At 73.0% G+C, this 13,039-nt stretch carries 14 protein-coding genes; 8 read left to right on the top strand and 6 right to left on the bottom strand.

The features are described 5' to 3' along the window. Positions 1-32 precede the first annotated feature (32 nt). Both ACIGAQ_RS27210 and ACIGAQ_RS27205 read left to right on the top strand, forming a co-directional pair. On the top strand, positions 33-1,514 hold the full coding sequence (locus ACIGAQ_RS27210; RefSeq protein WP_399787090.1) for an aminotransferase class I/II-fold pyridoxal phosphate-dependent enzyme: 1,482 nt from the start codon (positions 33-35) through the stop codon (positions 1,512-1,514). 262 nt (positions 1,515-1,776) lie between these two features. Continuing rightward, positions 1,777-2,232, top strand: a complete 456-nt coding sequence (locus ACIGAQ_RS27205) for a cyclic nucleotide-binding domain-containing protein (protein ID WP_311678883.1) — start codon at positions 1,777-1,779, stop codon at positions 2,230-2,232. A gap of 13 nt (positions 2,233-2,245) precedes the next feature. Here the strand turns inward: ACIGAQ_RS27205 and ACIGAQ_RS27200 are convergent, their stop codons facing one another. Both ACIGAQ_RS27200 and ACIGAQ_RS27195 read right to left on the bottom strand, forming a co-directional pair. After that, positions 2,246-3,538, bottom strand: a complete 1,293-nt coding sequence (locus ACIGAQ_RS27200) for an MFS transporter (RefSeq protein ID WP_311678885.1) — start codon at positions 3,536-3,538, stop codon at positions 2,246-2,248. An 83-nt stretch (positions 3,539-3,621) separates the two neighbouring features. Further along, positions 3,622-4,239 (bottom strand): LysE/ArgO family amino acid transporter, encoded by a 618-nt coding sequence (locus ACIGAQ_RS27195; protein WP_362285372.1) that lies wholly within the window; start codon positions 4,237-4,239, stop codon positions 3,622-3,624. Positions 4,240-4,309: 70 nt separating this feature from the next. Here ACIGAQ_RS27195 and ACIGAQ_RS27190 point away from each other — a divergent pair, with 70 nt between their 5' ends. Then, positions 4,310-5,209, top strand: a complete 900-nt coding sequence (locus ACIGAQ_RS27190) for a LysR family transcriptional regulator ArgP (RefSeq protein ID WP_399787085.1) — start codon at positions 4,310-4,312, stop codon at positions 5,207-5,209. Positions 5,210-5,280: 71 nt separating this feature from the next. Here the strand turns inward: ACIGAQ_RS27190 and ACIGAQ_RS27185 are convergent, their stop codons facing one another. Further along, positions 5,281-5,988: a TetR/AcrR family transcriptional regulator gene (locus ACIGAQ_RS27185; RefSeq protein ID WP_311678888.1), complete on the bottom strand. Its 708-nt coding sequence runs from the start codon at positions 5,986-5,988 to the stop codon at positions 5,281-5,283. 124 nt (positions 5,989-6,112) lie between these two features. On the opposite strand from ACIGAQ_RS27185, the gene ACIGAQ_RS27180 reads away from it, so the two are divergent. Continuing rightward, positions 6,113-7,330, top strand: coding sequence for a saccharopine dehydrogenase C-terminal domain-containing protein (locus ACIGAQ_RS27180; protein WP_311678890.1), 1,218 nt, complete (start codon positions 6,113-6,115; stop codon positions 7,328-7,330). A 113-nt stretch (positions 7,331-7,443) separates the two neighbouring features. Beyond that, positions 7,444-7,695 carry a WhiB family transcriptional regulator gene (locus tag ACIGAQ_RS27175; protein ID WP_094052119.1) on the top strand — a complete coding sequence of 84 codons (252 nt, stop codon included), beginning with the start codon at positions 7,444-7,446 and terminating at the stop codon, positions 7,693-7,695. A 222-nt stretch (positions 7,696-7,917) separates the two neighbouring features. Here the strand turns inward: ACIGAQ_RS27175 and ACIGAQ_RS27170 are convergent, their stop codons facing one another. Next, positions 7,918-8,361: a DUF6098 family protein gene (locus ACIGAQ_RS27170; protein ID WP_311678893.1), complete on the bottom strand. Its 444-nt coding sequence runs from the start codon at positions 8,359-8,361 to the stop codon at positions 7,918-7,920. 145 nt (positions 8,362-8,506) lie between these two features. On the opposite strand from ACIGAQ_RS27170, the gene ACIGAQ_RS27165 reads away from it, so the two are divergent. After that, the gene (locus tag ACIGAQ_RS27165) at positions 8,507-8,857 is read left to right on the top strand and encodes a DUF488 domain-containing protein (RefSeq protein ID WP_399787081.1); all 351 of its coding nucleotides are present in this window, start codon (positions 8,507-8,509) and stop codon (positions 8,855-8,857) included. 258 nt (positions 8,858-9,115) lie between these two features. Here the strand turns inward: ACIGAQ_RS27165 and ACIGAQ_RS27160 are convergent, their stop codons facing one another. Continuing rightward, complete coding sequence (locus ACIGAQ_RS27160) at positions 9,116-10,789, bottom strand: FAD-binding dehydrogenase (RefSeq protein WP_399787078.1); 1,674 nt, start codon at positions 10,787-10,789, stop codon at positions 9,116-9,118. Between the two features lie 17 nt (positions 10,790-10,806). Then, positions 10,807-11,439 carry a TetR/AcrR family transcriptional regulator gene (locus tag ACIGAQ_RS27155; protein WP_399787075.1) on the bottom strand — a complete coding sequence of 211 codons (633 nt, stop codon included), beginning with the start codon at positions 11,437-11,439 and terminating at the stop codon, positions 10,807-10,809. A 103-nt stretch (positions 11,440-11,542) separates the two neighbouring features. Here ACIGAQ_RS27155 and ACIGAQ_RS27150 point away from each other — a divergent pair, with 103 nt between their 5' ends. Together ACIGAQ_RS27150 and ACIGAQ_RS27145 are read left to right on the top strand one after the other, a co-directional pair. Then, positions 11,543-12,166, top strand: a complete 624-nt coding sequence (locus ACIGAQ_RS27150; RefSeq protein WP_311678899.1) for an alpha-ketoglutarate-dependent dioxygenase AlkB — start codon at positions 11,543-11,545, stop codon at positions 12,164-12,166. Positions 12,167-12,291: 125 nt separating this feature from the next. Next, positions 12,292-13,038: an MBL fold metallo-hydrolase gene (locus tag ACIGAQ_RS27145; protein WP_399787072.1), complete on the top strand. Its 747-nt coding sequence runs from the start codon at positions 12,292-12,294 to the stop codon at positions 13,036-13,038. Position 13,039 lies beyond the last annotated feature (1 nt).

Here is a 13,039-nt window from a genome sequence, read left to right as displayed (position 1 = left end):
TTGTTCCCGTCCGGGTCGGGAACCCGGTGCGCATGACAGTCGACCACACTCGTGCACCGGTTCTGGAAGCCCTGGACGCCTACCGCCGCAAGGGGCATCTGTCGTTCACGCCGCCGGGGCACAAGCAGGCCCGCGGCGCCGATCCGGAGGCGCGGGAGATCCTGGGGGACGCCGTGTTCCTCGGGGACGTGCTGGCCTCGGGCGGTCTGGACGACCGGCTCACGCGGGGCCGGGTACTGCAGCGGGCGCAGGAGCTGATGGCCGACGCGGTCCATGCCGACCACACGTTCTTCAGCACGTGCGGCAGCTCCCTGTCGGTCAAGGCCGCCATGCTGTCGGTCGCGGGTCCGCACGAGAAGCTGCTGATCGGGCGGGATGCCCACAAGTCCGTGGTGTCGGGCCTGATCATCTCCGGCATCGAGCCGGTCTGGGTCGAACCCCGCTGGGACGCCGAGCGGCACCTGGCGCATCCGCCGTCCGCCGAGGAGTTCGAGCGGGCCTTCGAGGCTCACCCGGACGCCCGCGGCGCGCTCGTCACGAGCCCCACCCCCTACGGCGGTTGCGCGGACCTGGCGGCGATCGCCGAGGTCTGCCACCGGCGCTCGCGGCCGCTGATCGTCGACGAGGCGTGGGGCGCGCACCTGCCGTTCCATCCCGGCCTGCCGTCCTGGGCGATGGACGCGGGCGCGGACATCTGCGTGACCAGCATCCACAAGATGGGCAGCGGCCTGGAGCAGGGCTCGGTCTTCCACCTCCAGGGCGACCTCGTCCCGCCGGCCCTGCTCGGGATGCGTGCGGACCTGCTGGGCACCACCAGCCCGTCGGTGCTGATCTTCGCGGGCCTGGACGGCTGGCGCCGGCAGATGGCGCTGCGCGGCGAGGAGCTGATGGGCGGCGCGCTGGAGCTGGCGGCGGAGGTGCGGGCCGCCGTCGAGGAGATCGACGGGCTGCACGTCAACGACCGCGACGACTTCTGCGGCCCCGGACTGTCCGACGACTTCGATCCGCTGCCGGGCGTCATCGACCTCGGCGAGCTCGGCATCTCCGGCTTCCAGGCGGCGGACTGGCTGCGCGAGCACCGTCAGATCGACGCGCATCTGGTGGACCACCGCCGGATCGGCGCCCAGATCACCCACGGCGACGACCGGGAGACGACCGGCGAGCTGCTCTCGGCGCTGCGCGACCTCGCCCGGGTCGCGCGGGATCTGCCCGAGGCGCCGCGGGTGCGGGTTCCCTCGCCCGCGGAGCTGCGGATGGAGCAGGCGGTGCTGCCGCGGGACGCCTTCTTCGGTCCGGCCGAGGACGTGCCGGTGGCCGAGGCGGCCGGGCGGGTCGCCGCGGAGATGATCACGCCGTATCCCCCGGGCATCCCGGCGGTCCTGCCGGGTGAGCTGCTCACCGAGGCGGTGCTGGCGTACCTGCGGACCGGGCTGGAGGCGGGCATGCACCTGCCCGACCCGACGGACCCCGAGCTGGAGACGGTCCGGGTCGTCGCCGAGGGTGCCGTGAAGTGAAACCGGTCACGCAACCCGCTCTGGGCTAGGTCAACGCCCCCAAAATGGTTTATCGTTCACTCATACGTGGTGGCGGAGTCGACCCCCGTCCTCCGTGCCACCGCATACGCCCTGGCTGGTTTCCCCCGTCCAGCCAGGGCTTTTTCATGCCCGGACGGCCCGGCCGAGGAAGTCTCGTACGCCGAGGTGCCCGCGGCCCCGTCAGCGGCTGAAATGGGCGTAGGGACAGCACCGCAGTCGACCGCCCGGCGAGGAGCTCCGCATGACCAAAGCGATCAAACTCCTGACCGCCCTGCCTCCGCCCCAGCGGCAGCGCCTGATGACGCTCGCCCGGGAGGTGTCCTTCCCCGAGGACGCCCGGATCTTCGAGGCGGACGGCACGGCCGACCGCTTCTGGGTCATCCGCTCCGGCGCCGTCTCGCTGGACCAGCAGGTCAACTCCCTGCAACGGGTGACCGTGGCCAGTCTCGGCGCGGGCGATCTGCTGGGCTGGTCCTGGCTGTTCCCGCCGTACACCTGGGACTTCGGCGCGGTGGCGTTCAGCCCGGTGCGGGCCTACGAGTTCGACGCGAGGGCCGTGCTGGACCTGTGCGCGGAGGATCCGCAGCTCGGGCTGACGCTCGTGCGCAACGTCGCCGAGGTACTGGCGCACCGGCTGGAGATGACCCGGGGCAAGCTCATGGAGCAGTACACGCTGCACCGGCGCGGGGCGCTGTGAGACCCCGGATCCGTCAGACCCGGTAACGGCGCAGCGCCGGCACCGCGGCGGCCAGGACCAGCATCACGGCCACGACCAGCAGACCGCCGCCCGCGACGGCGGTGCGCGGGCCGAAGGCGGAGCCCGCGGTGCCGTGCAGCACGTCGGCCAGACGCGGGCCGCCCGCCACGACGACGGTGAAGACGCCCTGCATGCGCCCGCGCATCTCGTCGGTGGCGGCGGACAGCAGGATCGCGCCCCGGAACACCATCGACACCATGTCGGCGACCCCGGCGACGGCCAGGAACGCCACCGCGACCCAGAGGTCGGCGCTCAGTCCGAAGCCCGTGATGGCCGCACCCCAGACGACGACCGCCCCGATGACCATCCAGCCGTGCCGGCGGGCCCGGGAGAAGGTCCCGGAGAACAGCCCGCCGAGCACCGCGCCGATGGGGACCGCCGCGAACAGCAGACCCAGCGCGAGCCCTTCGCCGTAGGGCGCGTAGGTCTCGGCGGCGAGCTGCGGGAACAGGGCCCGGGGCATGCCGAGGACCATCGCGACGATGTCGGCGAGGAAGGAGAGCAGCAGCACGGTGTGCCCCCACATGTAGCGGAAGCCGGCGGCGATCTCCTTCACGCCCGCGCGCCGTGCGGTGGCGCCGGTCAGGGGCGGCAGCGCAGGCAGCCGGTACACGGCCCACACCGTGACGCACAGGGCCAGCGCGTCGATGAGGTACAGCTCGGGCAGGCCGACGACGGGGATGAGAGCGCCGGCGAGCAGGGGCCCGGCCACCTGCCCGGTCTGCATCACCGTGGAGCCGAGGGCGTTGGCGGCGGGCAGTTCGTCCTCGGGGACCAGACGGGCGATGGAGGCGCTGCGGGCCGGTGCGTTCAGCCCCCAGAAGGCCTGCTGCAACGCGAGGAGCACCATCAGCGCGGCCACCGACTCCAGACCGGCGAAGGCCTGGAGCCAGAACAGCAGCGAGGTGACGGCGATGCCGGTGTTGGTGATCAGCAGCAGCTTGCGCCGGTCCATGGTGTCGGCGATCGCCCCGCCCCACAGGGCGAACACGATGAGCGGCACCAGGCCGGCCAGGCTCGCGGCGCCCACCCAGGCCGAGGAGCCCGTGATGTCGTAGATCTGCTTGGGGACGGCCACGGCGGTGAGCTGGCTGCCGACGGCGGTGACGACGGTGGAGCCCCACAGCCGCCGGTAGGCCGGGCGGCGCAGCGGACGGGTGTCCATGGCCCAGCGGCGCCAGCCGCGCCGCCGGGGCGCCTCCGGCTCGCGGTCCCGCCGTCCGGTCGTGCTGTCACTGGTGTCCACGCGCCGTCGCTTTCTCGATGCTCACTACATCTTTCCGGGCGGGATCACTATCGCACCGGCCGCCGGCCGGCCGGCCGCCGAGGTCAGCTTCCGGCGATCAGCAGGACACCGAGAACGATCATCGTGGCGGCGACCAGGCCGTCCAGGACGCGCCAGGCGGCGGGCTCGGCGAGGAACCGGCCGAGCAGCCGGGCGCCGAACCCGAGGGCGGTGAACCAGCACAGGCTGGCCAGCACGGCACCCAGGCCGAACGTCCAGCGCAGCGAACCGTGGTCGGCCGCGACGGAGCCCAGCAGGAAGACCGTGTCGAGGTAGACGTGGGGGTTGAGCCAGGTCATCGCCAGGCAGGTGAGTACGGCCCGGCGCACCGAACCTGCCGCCTCCCCCTCCGTGCGCAGCGCGCCCCCGCCCGGACGGAACACCCGGCGGGCCGCCAGCGCGCCGTAGCCCAGCAGGAACGCGCCGCCGATCCAGCCGACCACCGTCAGCGCGCCCGGCCAGGCCACCACCACCGCGCCGACCCCGCCGACCCCGAGCGCGATCAGCAGCGCGTCCGACAGCGCGCAGATGGCGACGACGGCGAGGACCGCCTGACGGCGCACCCCCTGACGCAGGACGAAGGCGTTCTGGGCGCCGATGGCGACGATCAAGGACAGTCCGGTGCCGAAACCGGCGGCGCCGGCGGTCAGGGTGCTGGTCATGACGCCGACGCTACGAACAGGCGGCGTCCCGGGTCCAGCTAAAGATTCTTACGTATCATTAGCTGCTGTGATGATGCCGGATCTCCCTCTCGATCAGCTGCGGACCCTGCTGGCCGTGGTGGACGAGGGGACGTTCGACGCGGCGGCGGCCGCGCTGCACGTGACGCCCTCGGCGATCAGCCAGCGCGTGAAGGCGCTGGAGCAGCGCACGGGCCGGGTCCTGCTGATGCGGACCAAGCCGGTGCGGCCGACCGAGTCCGGTGAGGTCCTGGTGCGCTTGGCCCGGCAGGTCGCACGACTGGAGCGGGACGCGTACGCCGAGCTCGGTCTGAGCGGCACGGGTGAGCCGACCCGGGTGTCGGTGGCGGTGAACGCGGACTCGCTGGCCACCTGGTTCCTGCCCGTGCTCTCCCGGGTGCCGCCGGAGGCGCGCCTGTACTTCGAGCTGCGCCGCGAGGACGAGGACCACACGGCGGCGCTGCTGCGGGAGGGCGCGGTGATGGCGGCGGTGACCTCGTCGCCGGATCCCGTGCCGGGCTGCTCCGTCCGCGCGCTGGGGCGAATGCGCTACCTGCCCGTCGCCGCGCCGGACTTCGCCGCGCGCCATCTGGCCGGGCCGCTGGCCGAGGCGCTGCGCCGGGCGCCCGTGGTGGTCTTCGACCTGCGCGACGACTTCCAGGACGGCTTCGTGCGGCGGCTCACCGCCGGACGCAGCGGCGCGAGCGCGCTGCGCCACTACGTGCCCACGTCGGAGGGCTTCGTCGAGGCGGTCGCCGCCGGGCTGGGCTGGGGCCTGGTGCCGGAGACCCAGGCGGAACCCCTGCTGCGCACCGGGCGGCTCCTCGGCATCGCCCCGGACCGGAGCGTGGACGTGCCGCTGTACTGGCAGCAGTGGAAGCTCGACTCGCCGGCCCTGGCCCGGGTGGCGGAGACGGTCACGGCCACGGCGGCGGGTGCCCTGCGCACCTGACCGCACCCGGCAACGACGAACGGGTGCCTTGCGCAGCTGCGTCCGCGCCCGCACCTACTGACCCCGGCGTCCTAGTCCCTGAGGGTCTCCAGCCGGGCCGCCGCGCTGTCCAGGAGCATCTCCAGGGCCGTCGGATAGGCACTGGTGACCATCCGCGTGGCGAGCAGGGGGGCCGCCTCGGCGATGCGGGGGTGGGTGGCGGCGGGCAGCCGGGCGTAGGTCGAGCGCCACATGTCCTCGTCGGCCCGGAGGGAGTCGCCGGGCAGGGCCAGGGCGGCGGCGTCCAGGGCCGCGAAGCCCAGCGTGGTGTCGATGAAGGCGTGGTACACCCGCACCGCCTCCGGCAGCGGGAAGCCCGCCGTGCGCAGGACGTCCAGGACCGCCTCGTCGGCCGCGAGTTCGTTGGCCCGGCCCGAGACCCGGCTCGCGGTGAGCACCGCCGCCTGCGGATGCTCCACGTACGCGGCGTGCACGGCCAGCCCGAACGCCCGCAGGTCCGCACGCCACTCCCCCGTGCGCCGCCAGCCGTCGAGCGCCCGGCCGATCAGGGCGTCACCGATGGCGAGGGTCAGGTCGTCCATGCCCCGGAAGTACCGGTAGAGCGTGCTCGGGTCGGCGTCCAGGGCGAGACCGAGGCGGCGGGCGGTCAGGCCCGCGCTGCCGTGCTCGCGCAGCATGCGCAGCGCCGTCCGGACGATCAGTTCCTCGGACAGCACCGTGCCGCGCTTGGTGGGCCTGCGCCGGCGGCGTTCACCCTCGGGCACCACGGGCTTGGGCACGTCGCTCTCCTCCTCGGTCCGGTGTTCCCGTCCTTATGCCAACGCCATTGACCTTATGTCGGCGAGCGGCGTTGTATCTCCCCCGAGGGCGCGCCACGTTCTTCGCACAGAGGGAGTTTCTGACATGCGTGTACTGCTCGTGGGTGCCGGCGGTGTGGGCGGCGCGATCACCCGGATCGCCGCCCGGCGGCCGTTCTTCGAGGCGATGGTCGTCGCCGACTACGACCCGGACCGGGCGACGGCGGCGGTCGCGGCGCTCGGTGACGATCCGCGGTTCACCGCCGAACGGGTCGACGCGGGCGACGAGGCGGCCGTGGCCGCCCTGCTGGCCTCGCACCGCTGTGACGTCCTGCTCAACGCCACGGACCCCCGCTTCGTGATGCCGCTGTTCCGCGCGGCCCGGGCCGCGGGCGCGACCTATGTCGACATGGCGATGTCGCTGTCCCGGCCGCACCCGGAGCTGCCGTACGAGGAGTGCGGGGTCAAGCTCGGCGACGAGCAGTTCGCCCAGGCCGGGCAGTGGGAGAAGGAAGGGCTGCTGGCCCTGGTCGGGATGGGTGTGGAGCCGGGCCTGTCGGACGTGTTCGCCCGCCACGCCGCCGACGAGCTCTTCGACGAGATCGAGGAGATCGGCATCCGGGACGGCGCGAACCTCACCGTCGACGGCTACGACTTCGCGCCCTCGTTCAGCATCTGGACCACCATCGAGGAGTGCCTCAACCCGCCGGTCGTCTACGAGGCGGACCGGGGCTGGTACACCACCGCGCCCTTCAGCGAGCCCGAGGTGTTCGACTTCCCCGAGGGCATCGGGGAGGTCGAATGCGTGAACGTGGAGCACGAGGAGGTGCTGCTGATCCCCCGCTGGGTCGACGCGCGCCGGGTCACCTTCAAGTACGGCCTGGGCCGGGAGTTCGTCGAGACCCTGCGGACCCTGCACCTGCTGGGCCTGGACCGCACCGACCCGGTGACCGTGCCGGGACCGCGGGGTCCCGTGGCGGTCTCGCCCCGGGACGTGGTCGCCGCCTGCCTGCCCGACCCGGCCACGCTGGGCGAGCGGATGCACGGCAAGACGTGCGCGGGCACCTGGGTGCGGGGCGTGAAGGACGGCAGGCCGCGCGAGGTGTACCTGTACCACGTGGTCGACAACCAGTGGTCCATGGCGGAGTACGGCTCGCAGGCCGTGGTGTGGCAGACGGCCGTCAACCCGGTCGTCGCGCTCGAACTCCTCGCCACGGGCGCCTGGTCGGGGTCCGGCGTGCTCGGCCCGGAGGCCTTCCCGGCTCGGCCGTTCCTCGATCTGCTGACCGCCTACGGCTCCCCCTGGGGCATGCGGGAGCAGTGAACGGGTGTGAACGTTTCTCCATACGGGCGCTGTTTCACCGGGCATCGACAGGTGACCCGAAGAGGAGTAAGCATCCGAAAGGGCACGTTTCTACTGCGATGCAGGTGACTTCGATGGACAACTGGCGAGACCACGCTGCCTGCCGGCACGAGGACCCCGAGCTCTTCTTCCCGATCGGCACCTCCGGCCCGGCCCTGATGCAGACCCAGCAGGCCAAGGCGGTGTGCCGGCGCTGCCCGGTACAGGAGCAGTGCCTGGAGTGGGCGCTGGACACGGGACAGTCCATCGGCGTGTGGGGTGGGACGAGTGAGGACGAGCGGCGGGCGCTGAAGCGGCGCGCCGCGGCCCGGCGCCGCTCGGGCTGAACCGGACGGGCCGCCCGCAGCCGTACAGGCCGCGGGCGGCCCGCCTTCTCGCCCGCGTGACCGCACGGGCACGGGCATCAGGTGACCCGGTGACCCACGTGATGTCGTGACCTGCGTGACCCACGTGATGCCCGTGACCTGCGTGACCCATGTGATGTCCGTGCACCGCGCGGTGCCCGGGCCGTTCTCCGGCCCGGGCACCGCGCGGTCGTCGTGTGGGGCTCAGTTGCGCCGCAGCGTCCCCCAGGGCTTCTCCTGCCGCGCCACCTCCGCCTTCGCCTCGTCGATCACCTGCTGGTCGATCCAGCCCATCGCGTCGACGTCGATGACCAGGGGTTCGTTGTCCGGTCCTCGCGCGCACTCCTTGCCCGCGAGGACCCAGGGGCGGACCCCGGGCCCCTTCTCGTGCGGCAGATGGGCGTAGTCGTACAGCCGCCTCGCCACCCACACGCGGACGGGCCGGTCCTCCCACCAGTCCTCGACGTCGAGCGAATTCGCGGACAGGCCCGGCATGGACACGCCCGTCAGATCGTCCGTGCTCGACACGTCGCGGAGATCGGTCGCCGGGCCGCGGGACCAGCGCACATACAGGCCCTCGTGCCCGTCCACCAGCTCGGCGAGTTCGTCGAGTGTGCGCACGACCGGCAGGTCGTCCGATGCACTCATGTCGTGACCTCCTCCCTCGACGTGGTCAGGCGGACGGAGTACCCGCCCGACGCGAGCGGAATCGGCCGTTCGGCACGACGCGCCGTCGCCACCGGGTGGGAGTTACGCTCGCGGCACGTCCGTCCGCCGCCGAAGGGGCCCGACCATGAGCGTGCGCGTGCGCCGTGTCTACGATCCGCCCGAGCCGCAGGAGGGGGTGCGCGTCCTGGTCGACCGGTTGTGGCCGCGCGGGCTCGCGAAGGACGCGGCGCGGGTGGACGAGTGGCCGAAGGCCCTCACCCCGTCGACGGAGCTGCGGCGCTGGTACCACGCGGGCGAGGGCTCGTACGAGGAGTTCGCCGAGCGGTACGGGGCGGAGCTCGCCGCCGAGGAGGCCGCCGAGGCCCTGGAGGGGGTCAGGGAGCTGGCCCGCCGGGGCGAGGTCACGCTGCTGACCGCCTCGAAGACCCCAGAGGAGAGCCACGCCTCGGTGCTGGCCCGCCTCCTCGGAGCGTAGGCCCCACCCCGAAAGCGCAGCCCCACCCCGAAAGCGGAGCCCCGCCCCCGAACACGGGGCCCCCGAAAGCGGAGGCCCCACCCCGAAAGTGGAGGCCCCCGAAGCCGAGCCCCCCTCGAAGCGGTGGCTCCCCCAAAGCAGTGGCTCCCTCGCAGCGGTGGCTCGCTCAAAGCGGAACCCTCTCGGAGCGCAGGCCCCACCCGGCGCGGGAGGGCGGGCCGCCGCCCGGCGCGGGACGGCGGGCCGTCGCCCGCCGCGTCAGCCGGTCTGCCGGGCCGCCGCCCGCCCCGCGGCGCGCCCGGAGAAGAGGCAGCCGCCGAGGAAGGTGCCCTCCAGCGCGTTGTAGCCGTGCACCCCGCCGCCGCCGAAGCCGGCGACCTCCCCCGCCGCGTACAGGCCCTCGACCGGCTTGCCGTCGGCGCCGAGGGCCCGGGAGTCGAGGTCCGTCTGGATGCCGCCGAGCGTCTTGCGGGTGAGGATGTGCAGCTTGACGCCGATGAGGGGGCCGGCGGCCGGGTCGAGGATGCGGTGCGGGCCGGCGACCCGGCCGAGGCGGTCGCCGATGTAGCGGCGGGCGTTGCGGATGCCCTGGACCTGGGCGTCCTTGGCGTACGGGTTGGCCATCTGCAGATCGCGGGCCTCGATCTGGCGCCTGATCTCCGCGGCGTCGAGCAGGGGCTTGTCGGTGAGCTGGTTCATCTTCTCCACCAGCTGCTCGATGCCGGGCGCGGTGACGAAGTCGGCGCCCTTGCGCAGGAACGCGTCCACCGGTCCGGGCGCGCCCTTGCCGAGGATGCGCTCCTTCAGGAACCCGGCGCGGTCCTTGGCGGTGATGTCGGGGTTCTGCTCCGAGCCCGACAGCGCGAACTCCTTCTCGATGATCTTCTGCGTCAGGATGAACCAGGAGTGGTCGTACCCGGCGATGTCCTCGGTGGTGCGCAGGTGCTTCAGCGTGCCGAGGGTGTCGTAGCCGGGCAGGTACGGGCCGGGCAGGCGGCGGCCGAGGGCGTCGAACCACATCGAGGACGGGCCGGGCAGGATGCGGATGCCGTGCCCGGGCCAGATCGGGTCCCAGTTCTGCAGGCCCTCGGTGTAGTGCCACATGCGGTCCCGGTTGACCAGGCGTACGCCGGCCTCGGCGCTGATGTCGAGCATCCGCCCGTCGACGTAGGCGGGGACCCCCGTCACCATCTCCTTCGGCGGGGTGCCGAGGCGCTCCGGCCAGTGGCGGCGGACGATGTCGTGGTTCGCGCCGATGCCGCCGCTGGTGACGACGACGGCCTGGGCGGTGAGCTCGAACTCGCCGATCGGGTCGCGGTTGGAGGCCACGCCGCGGGGCGCGGTGTCGTCGGCCAGGACCGTGCCGCGCACGCCGGTGGCCGTGCCGCCCTCGACCACGAGGGCGTCGACGCGGTGGCGGTGGTGGAAGGTGAGCAGGCCGTCGCGCGCGGCCTGCTTCGCGTGGCGGACGAAGGGTTCGACCACACCGGTTCCGGTGCCCCAGGCGACGTGGAAGCGGGGCACGGTGTTGCCGTGTCCGTGCGCGGTGAGGTCGCCGCGCTCGGCCCAGCCGACGGTGGGCAGGAAGCTGATGCCGTGGCCGTCGAGCCAGGACCGCTTCTCCCCCGCGGCCCACTCGACGTAGGCACGGGCCCAGCGCACGGCCCAAGAGTCCTCGTCGTCGAGGCGGTCGAAGCCGGCGCTGCCCCGCCAGTCGCTCCAGGCGAGGTCGAAGGAGTCCTTGATGCCGAGGCGGCGCTGTTCCGGCGAGTCGACGAGGAACAGCCCGCCGAAGGACCAGAAGGCCTGGCCGCCGAGGTTGGCGGCGTTCTCCTGGTCGACGAGGGCGACCCTCCTGCCCCTGCTGGTCAGTTCGTGTGCCGCGACCAGGCCGGCGAGGCCCGCTCCGACGACGATGACGTCGGCATCCATGGCGACCGTTCCCTTCCTCAGTGCTTCGCGTGATCGGGGGTGCCGCTGCCGTCGGTCAGCAGGGCCGTGAGCAGTTGCTTCAGCCAGGTCCGGGCGTGTTCGAGGTCCCGGTCCAGCAGCAGTTGCGTGGTGACGCCGTCGTACGCCGCGACCACGGCGTGGGCGGCGCCGTCGGTGTCGCCGAGGACGGCGGGCAGCGCGGTGTGCCCGCGGGCGCGGGCGAGGCGGTCGGCGATCGCCCCGCGCAGCCGGGCGCGGTGTTCCAGCAGGGTGCGGGCCACGTCCGGGTCGCGGGCGGCGTGCACGAGGAAGTCCGTCTTCACCAGGAGCCAGTCCCGGTCCAGGAGGAGCACGTCGGTGACGCGGTCCACGGCGGCCGGGACGTCGAGGCCGGGTCCGTCCTGGGCGAGCGCCCCGGACACCTGCTCGGCGATCAGTTCGGCCCGCTCCTGGTACAGGGCGAAGAACAGCTCGTGGAGGTTGGAGAAGTTGGAGTAGAAGGCGCCCCTGCTGTAGCCGGCGGCCTCGCAGATCTCCTCGATCGAGACGTGCCCGAAGCCCTTGGCCGCGAAGACGGCGAACGCGGCGTCCAGGAGGTTGGCGCGGGTGCGGATCCTGCGCCGGGTCACGCGGCCGGTCGTCGTCTGCACGGTCGGCCTCCTTTCGATACGGGAATGTATTCGATACATCGCTGTATCGAAAGAGCCGAATCCGAGATGGAACACACTTTCGATTAAGAGGTACGCTGCAGACATGCACCTCCAGGGCTCCCTCTTCGACCAGACCGACGAGCTGCGCCTCGGTCCGCTCGACGGAATCCACCGCACCGAGCTCGGCTTCGGCGCCTGGCTCGACGTGCTGCCCGGGTGGCTCTCCGGCTCCGACGCGCTGTTCGAACAGCTCGCCGCCGAGGTGCCCTGGCGCGCGGAGCGGCGCCAGATGTACGACCACGTCGTCGACGTCCCCCGGCTGCTGGCGTACTACGGCGCCGGCGAGGCGCTGCCCCACCCGGTACTGGCCGAGGCGCGGGACGCGCTGAGCGCCCACTACGGCGAGGAGCTGGGCGAGCCGTTCACCACGGCCGGTCTGTGCTACTACCGCGACGGCCGCGACAGCGTCGCCTGGCACGGCGACCGGATCGGGCGCGGCGCCCGTGAGGACACGATGGTCGCCATCCTGTCCGTCGGGGCACCCCGGGACCTGCTGCTGCGGCCCCTGCGGGGCGGCCGGGACACCGTGCGCCGCCCGCTGGGCCACGGCGACCTCGTCGTGATGGGCGGATCCTGCCAGCGCACCTGGGAGCACGCGATCCCGAAGAGCACCCGGGCGGCCGGTCCGCGCATCAGCATCCAGTTCCGCCCGCACGGCGTGCACTGAGCCGCCGCCCCGAACGTCCCCGCCCCGCGGGCCCGTTCGGCCGGACCCGGCGGCTGCGCCGAGCGCGCGGTCTGCTTTCCTTCTCCCGTCGGAGCGGGAGAAGGACCACACAGCGTGGGGCGATCATGCGGGCAGGCGTACAGCACGTGGCGGACGGCACCTATCTGGTGCACGGCTCGAACACCAACTGGGTGATCCTCACGGAAGGGGACGCCGTCACCCTGGTCGACACCGGCTACCCCGGTGACCGGGAGCAGCTCCTCGCCTCGCTCGCGGAGGTGGGCGCCGCCCCGGAGGCGGTCGCGGCCGTGCTGATCACGCACGCGCACAACGACCACCTCGGATCCGCCGAGTACCTGCGGGCCGCGTACGGCACGCCCGTGTACCTGCACGAGGCCGAAGTGCCGCACGCCCGACGGGACTTCCTGCAGCAGGTGACCGTCGGGACGGTGCTGCGGAACGCCTGGCGCCCCGGGGTGCTGTCGTGGACGGCGCACGTGCTCCGGTCCGGCGGCACGCAGCAGCACCCCGTCACGGCCCCCGAGCCGTTCCCACGGGCGGGCGCCCTGGACCTGCCCGGCCGCCCCGTGCCGGTGCACACGCCGGGCCACACCGACGGGCACTGCGCCTACCACCTGCCGGGCATCGGTGCGCTGATCTCGGGCGACGCCCTGGTCAGCGGGCACGCCACCTCGCGGATCGAGGGTCCGCAGCTGCTGCCCGACATGTTCCACCACGAACGGCCGCGCGCGGTGGCCTCCCTCGACGTCCTCGCCGATCTGGAGGGCGAGCTGCTGCTGCCCGGGCACGGGCCGCTGCACAGCGGTCCGCTGCGCGACGCCGCACACCTCGCCCGGGAACGCGCCCTCTAGA

The sequence above is a fragment of the Streptomyces sp. NPDC085932 genome (genome assembly GCF_044540525.1).
GTDB classification, from domain to species: Bacteria; Actinomycetota; Actinomycetes; order Streptomycetales; family Streptomycetaceae; genus Streptomyces; species Streptomyces levis.
The sequence above is the reverse complement of the archived record's forward strand: the minus strand, read 5'-3'. Positions and strand labels throughout refer to the sequence as shown.

What these genes read in the sequence shown, in the direction of transcription:
- ACIGAQ_RS27210 (WP_399787090.1), top strand. Translation starts at nt 33, where the DNA reads ATGACAGTCGACCACACTCGTGCACCGGTTCTGGAAGCCCTGGACGCC.
- ACIGAQ_RS27205 (WP_311678883.1), top strand. Translation starts at nt 1,777, where the DNA reads ATGACCAAAGCGATCAAACTCCTGACCGCCCTGCCTCCGCCCCAGCGG.
- ACIGAQ_RS27195 (WP_362285372.1), bottom strand. Translation starts at nt 4,239, where the DNA reads ATGACCAGCACCCTGACCGCCGGCGCCGCCGGTTTCGGCACCGGACTG.
- ACIGAQ_RS27190 (WP_399787085.1), top strand. Translation starts at nt 4,310, where the DNA reads ATGATGCCGGATCTCCCTCTCGATCAGCTGCGGACCCTGCTGGCCGTG.
- ACIGAQ_RS27180 (WP_311678890.1), top strand. Translation starts at nt 6,113, where the DNA reads ATGCGTGTACTGCTCGTGGGTGCCGGCGGTGTGGGCGGCGCGATCACC.
- ACIGAQ_RS27175 (WP_094052119.1), top strand. Translation starts at nt 7,444, where the DNA reads ATGGACAACTGGCGAGACCACGCTGCCTGCCGGCACGAGGACCCCGAG.
- ACIGAQ_RS27170 (WP_311678893.1), bottom strand. Translation starts at nt 8,361, where the DNA reads ATGAGTGCATCGGACGACCTGCCGGTCGTGCGCACACTCGACGAACTC.
- ACIGAQ_RS27165 (WP_399787081.1), top strand. Translation starts at nt 8,507, where the DNA reads ATGAGCGTGCGCGTGCGCCGTGTCTACGATCCGCCCGAGCCGCAGGAG.
- ACIGAQ_RS27160 (WP_399787078.1), bottom strand. Translation starts at nt 10,789, where the DNA reads ATGGATGCCGACGTCATCGTCGTCGGAGCGGGCCTCGCCGGCCTGGTC.
- ACIGAQ_RS27150 (WP_311678899.1), top strand. Translation starts at nt 11,543, where the DNA reads ATGCACCTCCAGGGCTCCCTCTTCGACCAGACCGACGAGCTGCGCCTC.
- ACIGAQ_RS27145 (WP_399787072.1), top strand. Translation starts at nt 12,292, where the DNA reads ATGCGGGCAGGCGTACAGCACGTGGCGGACGGCACCTATCTGGTGCAC.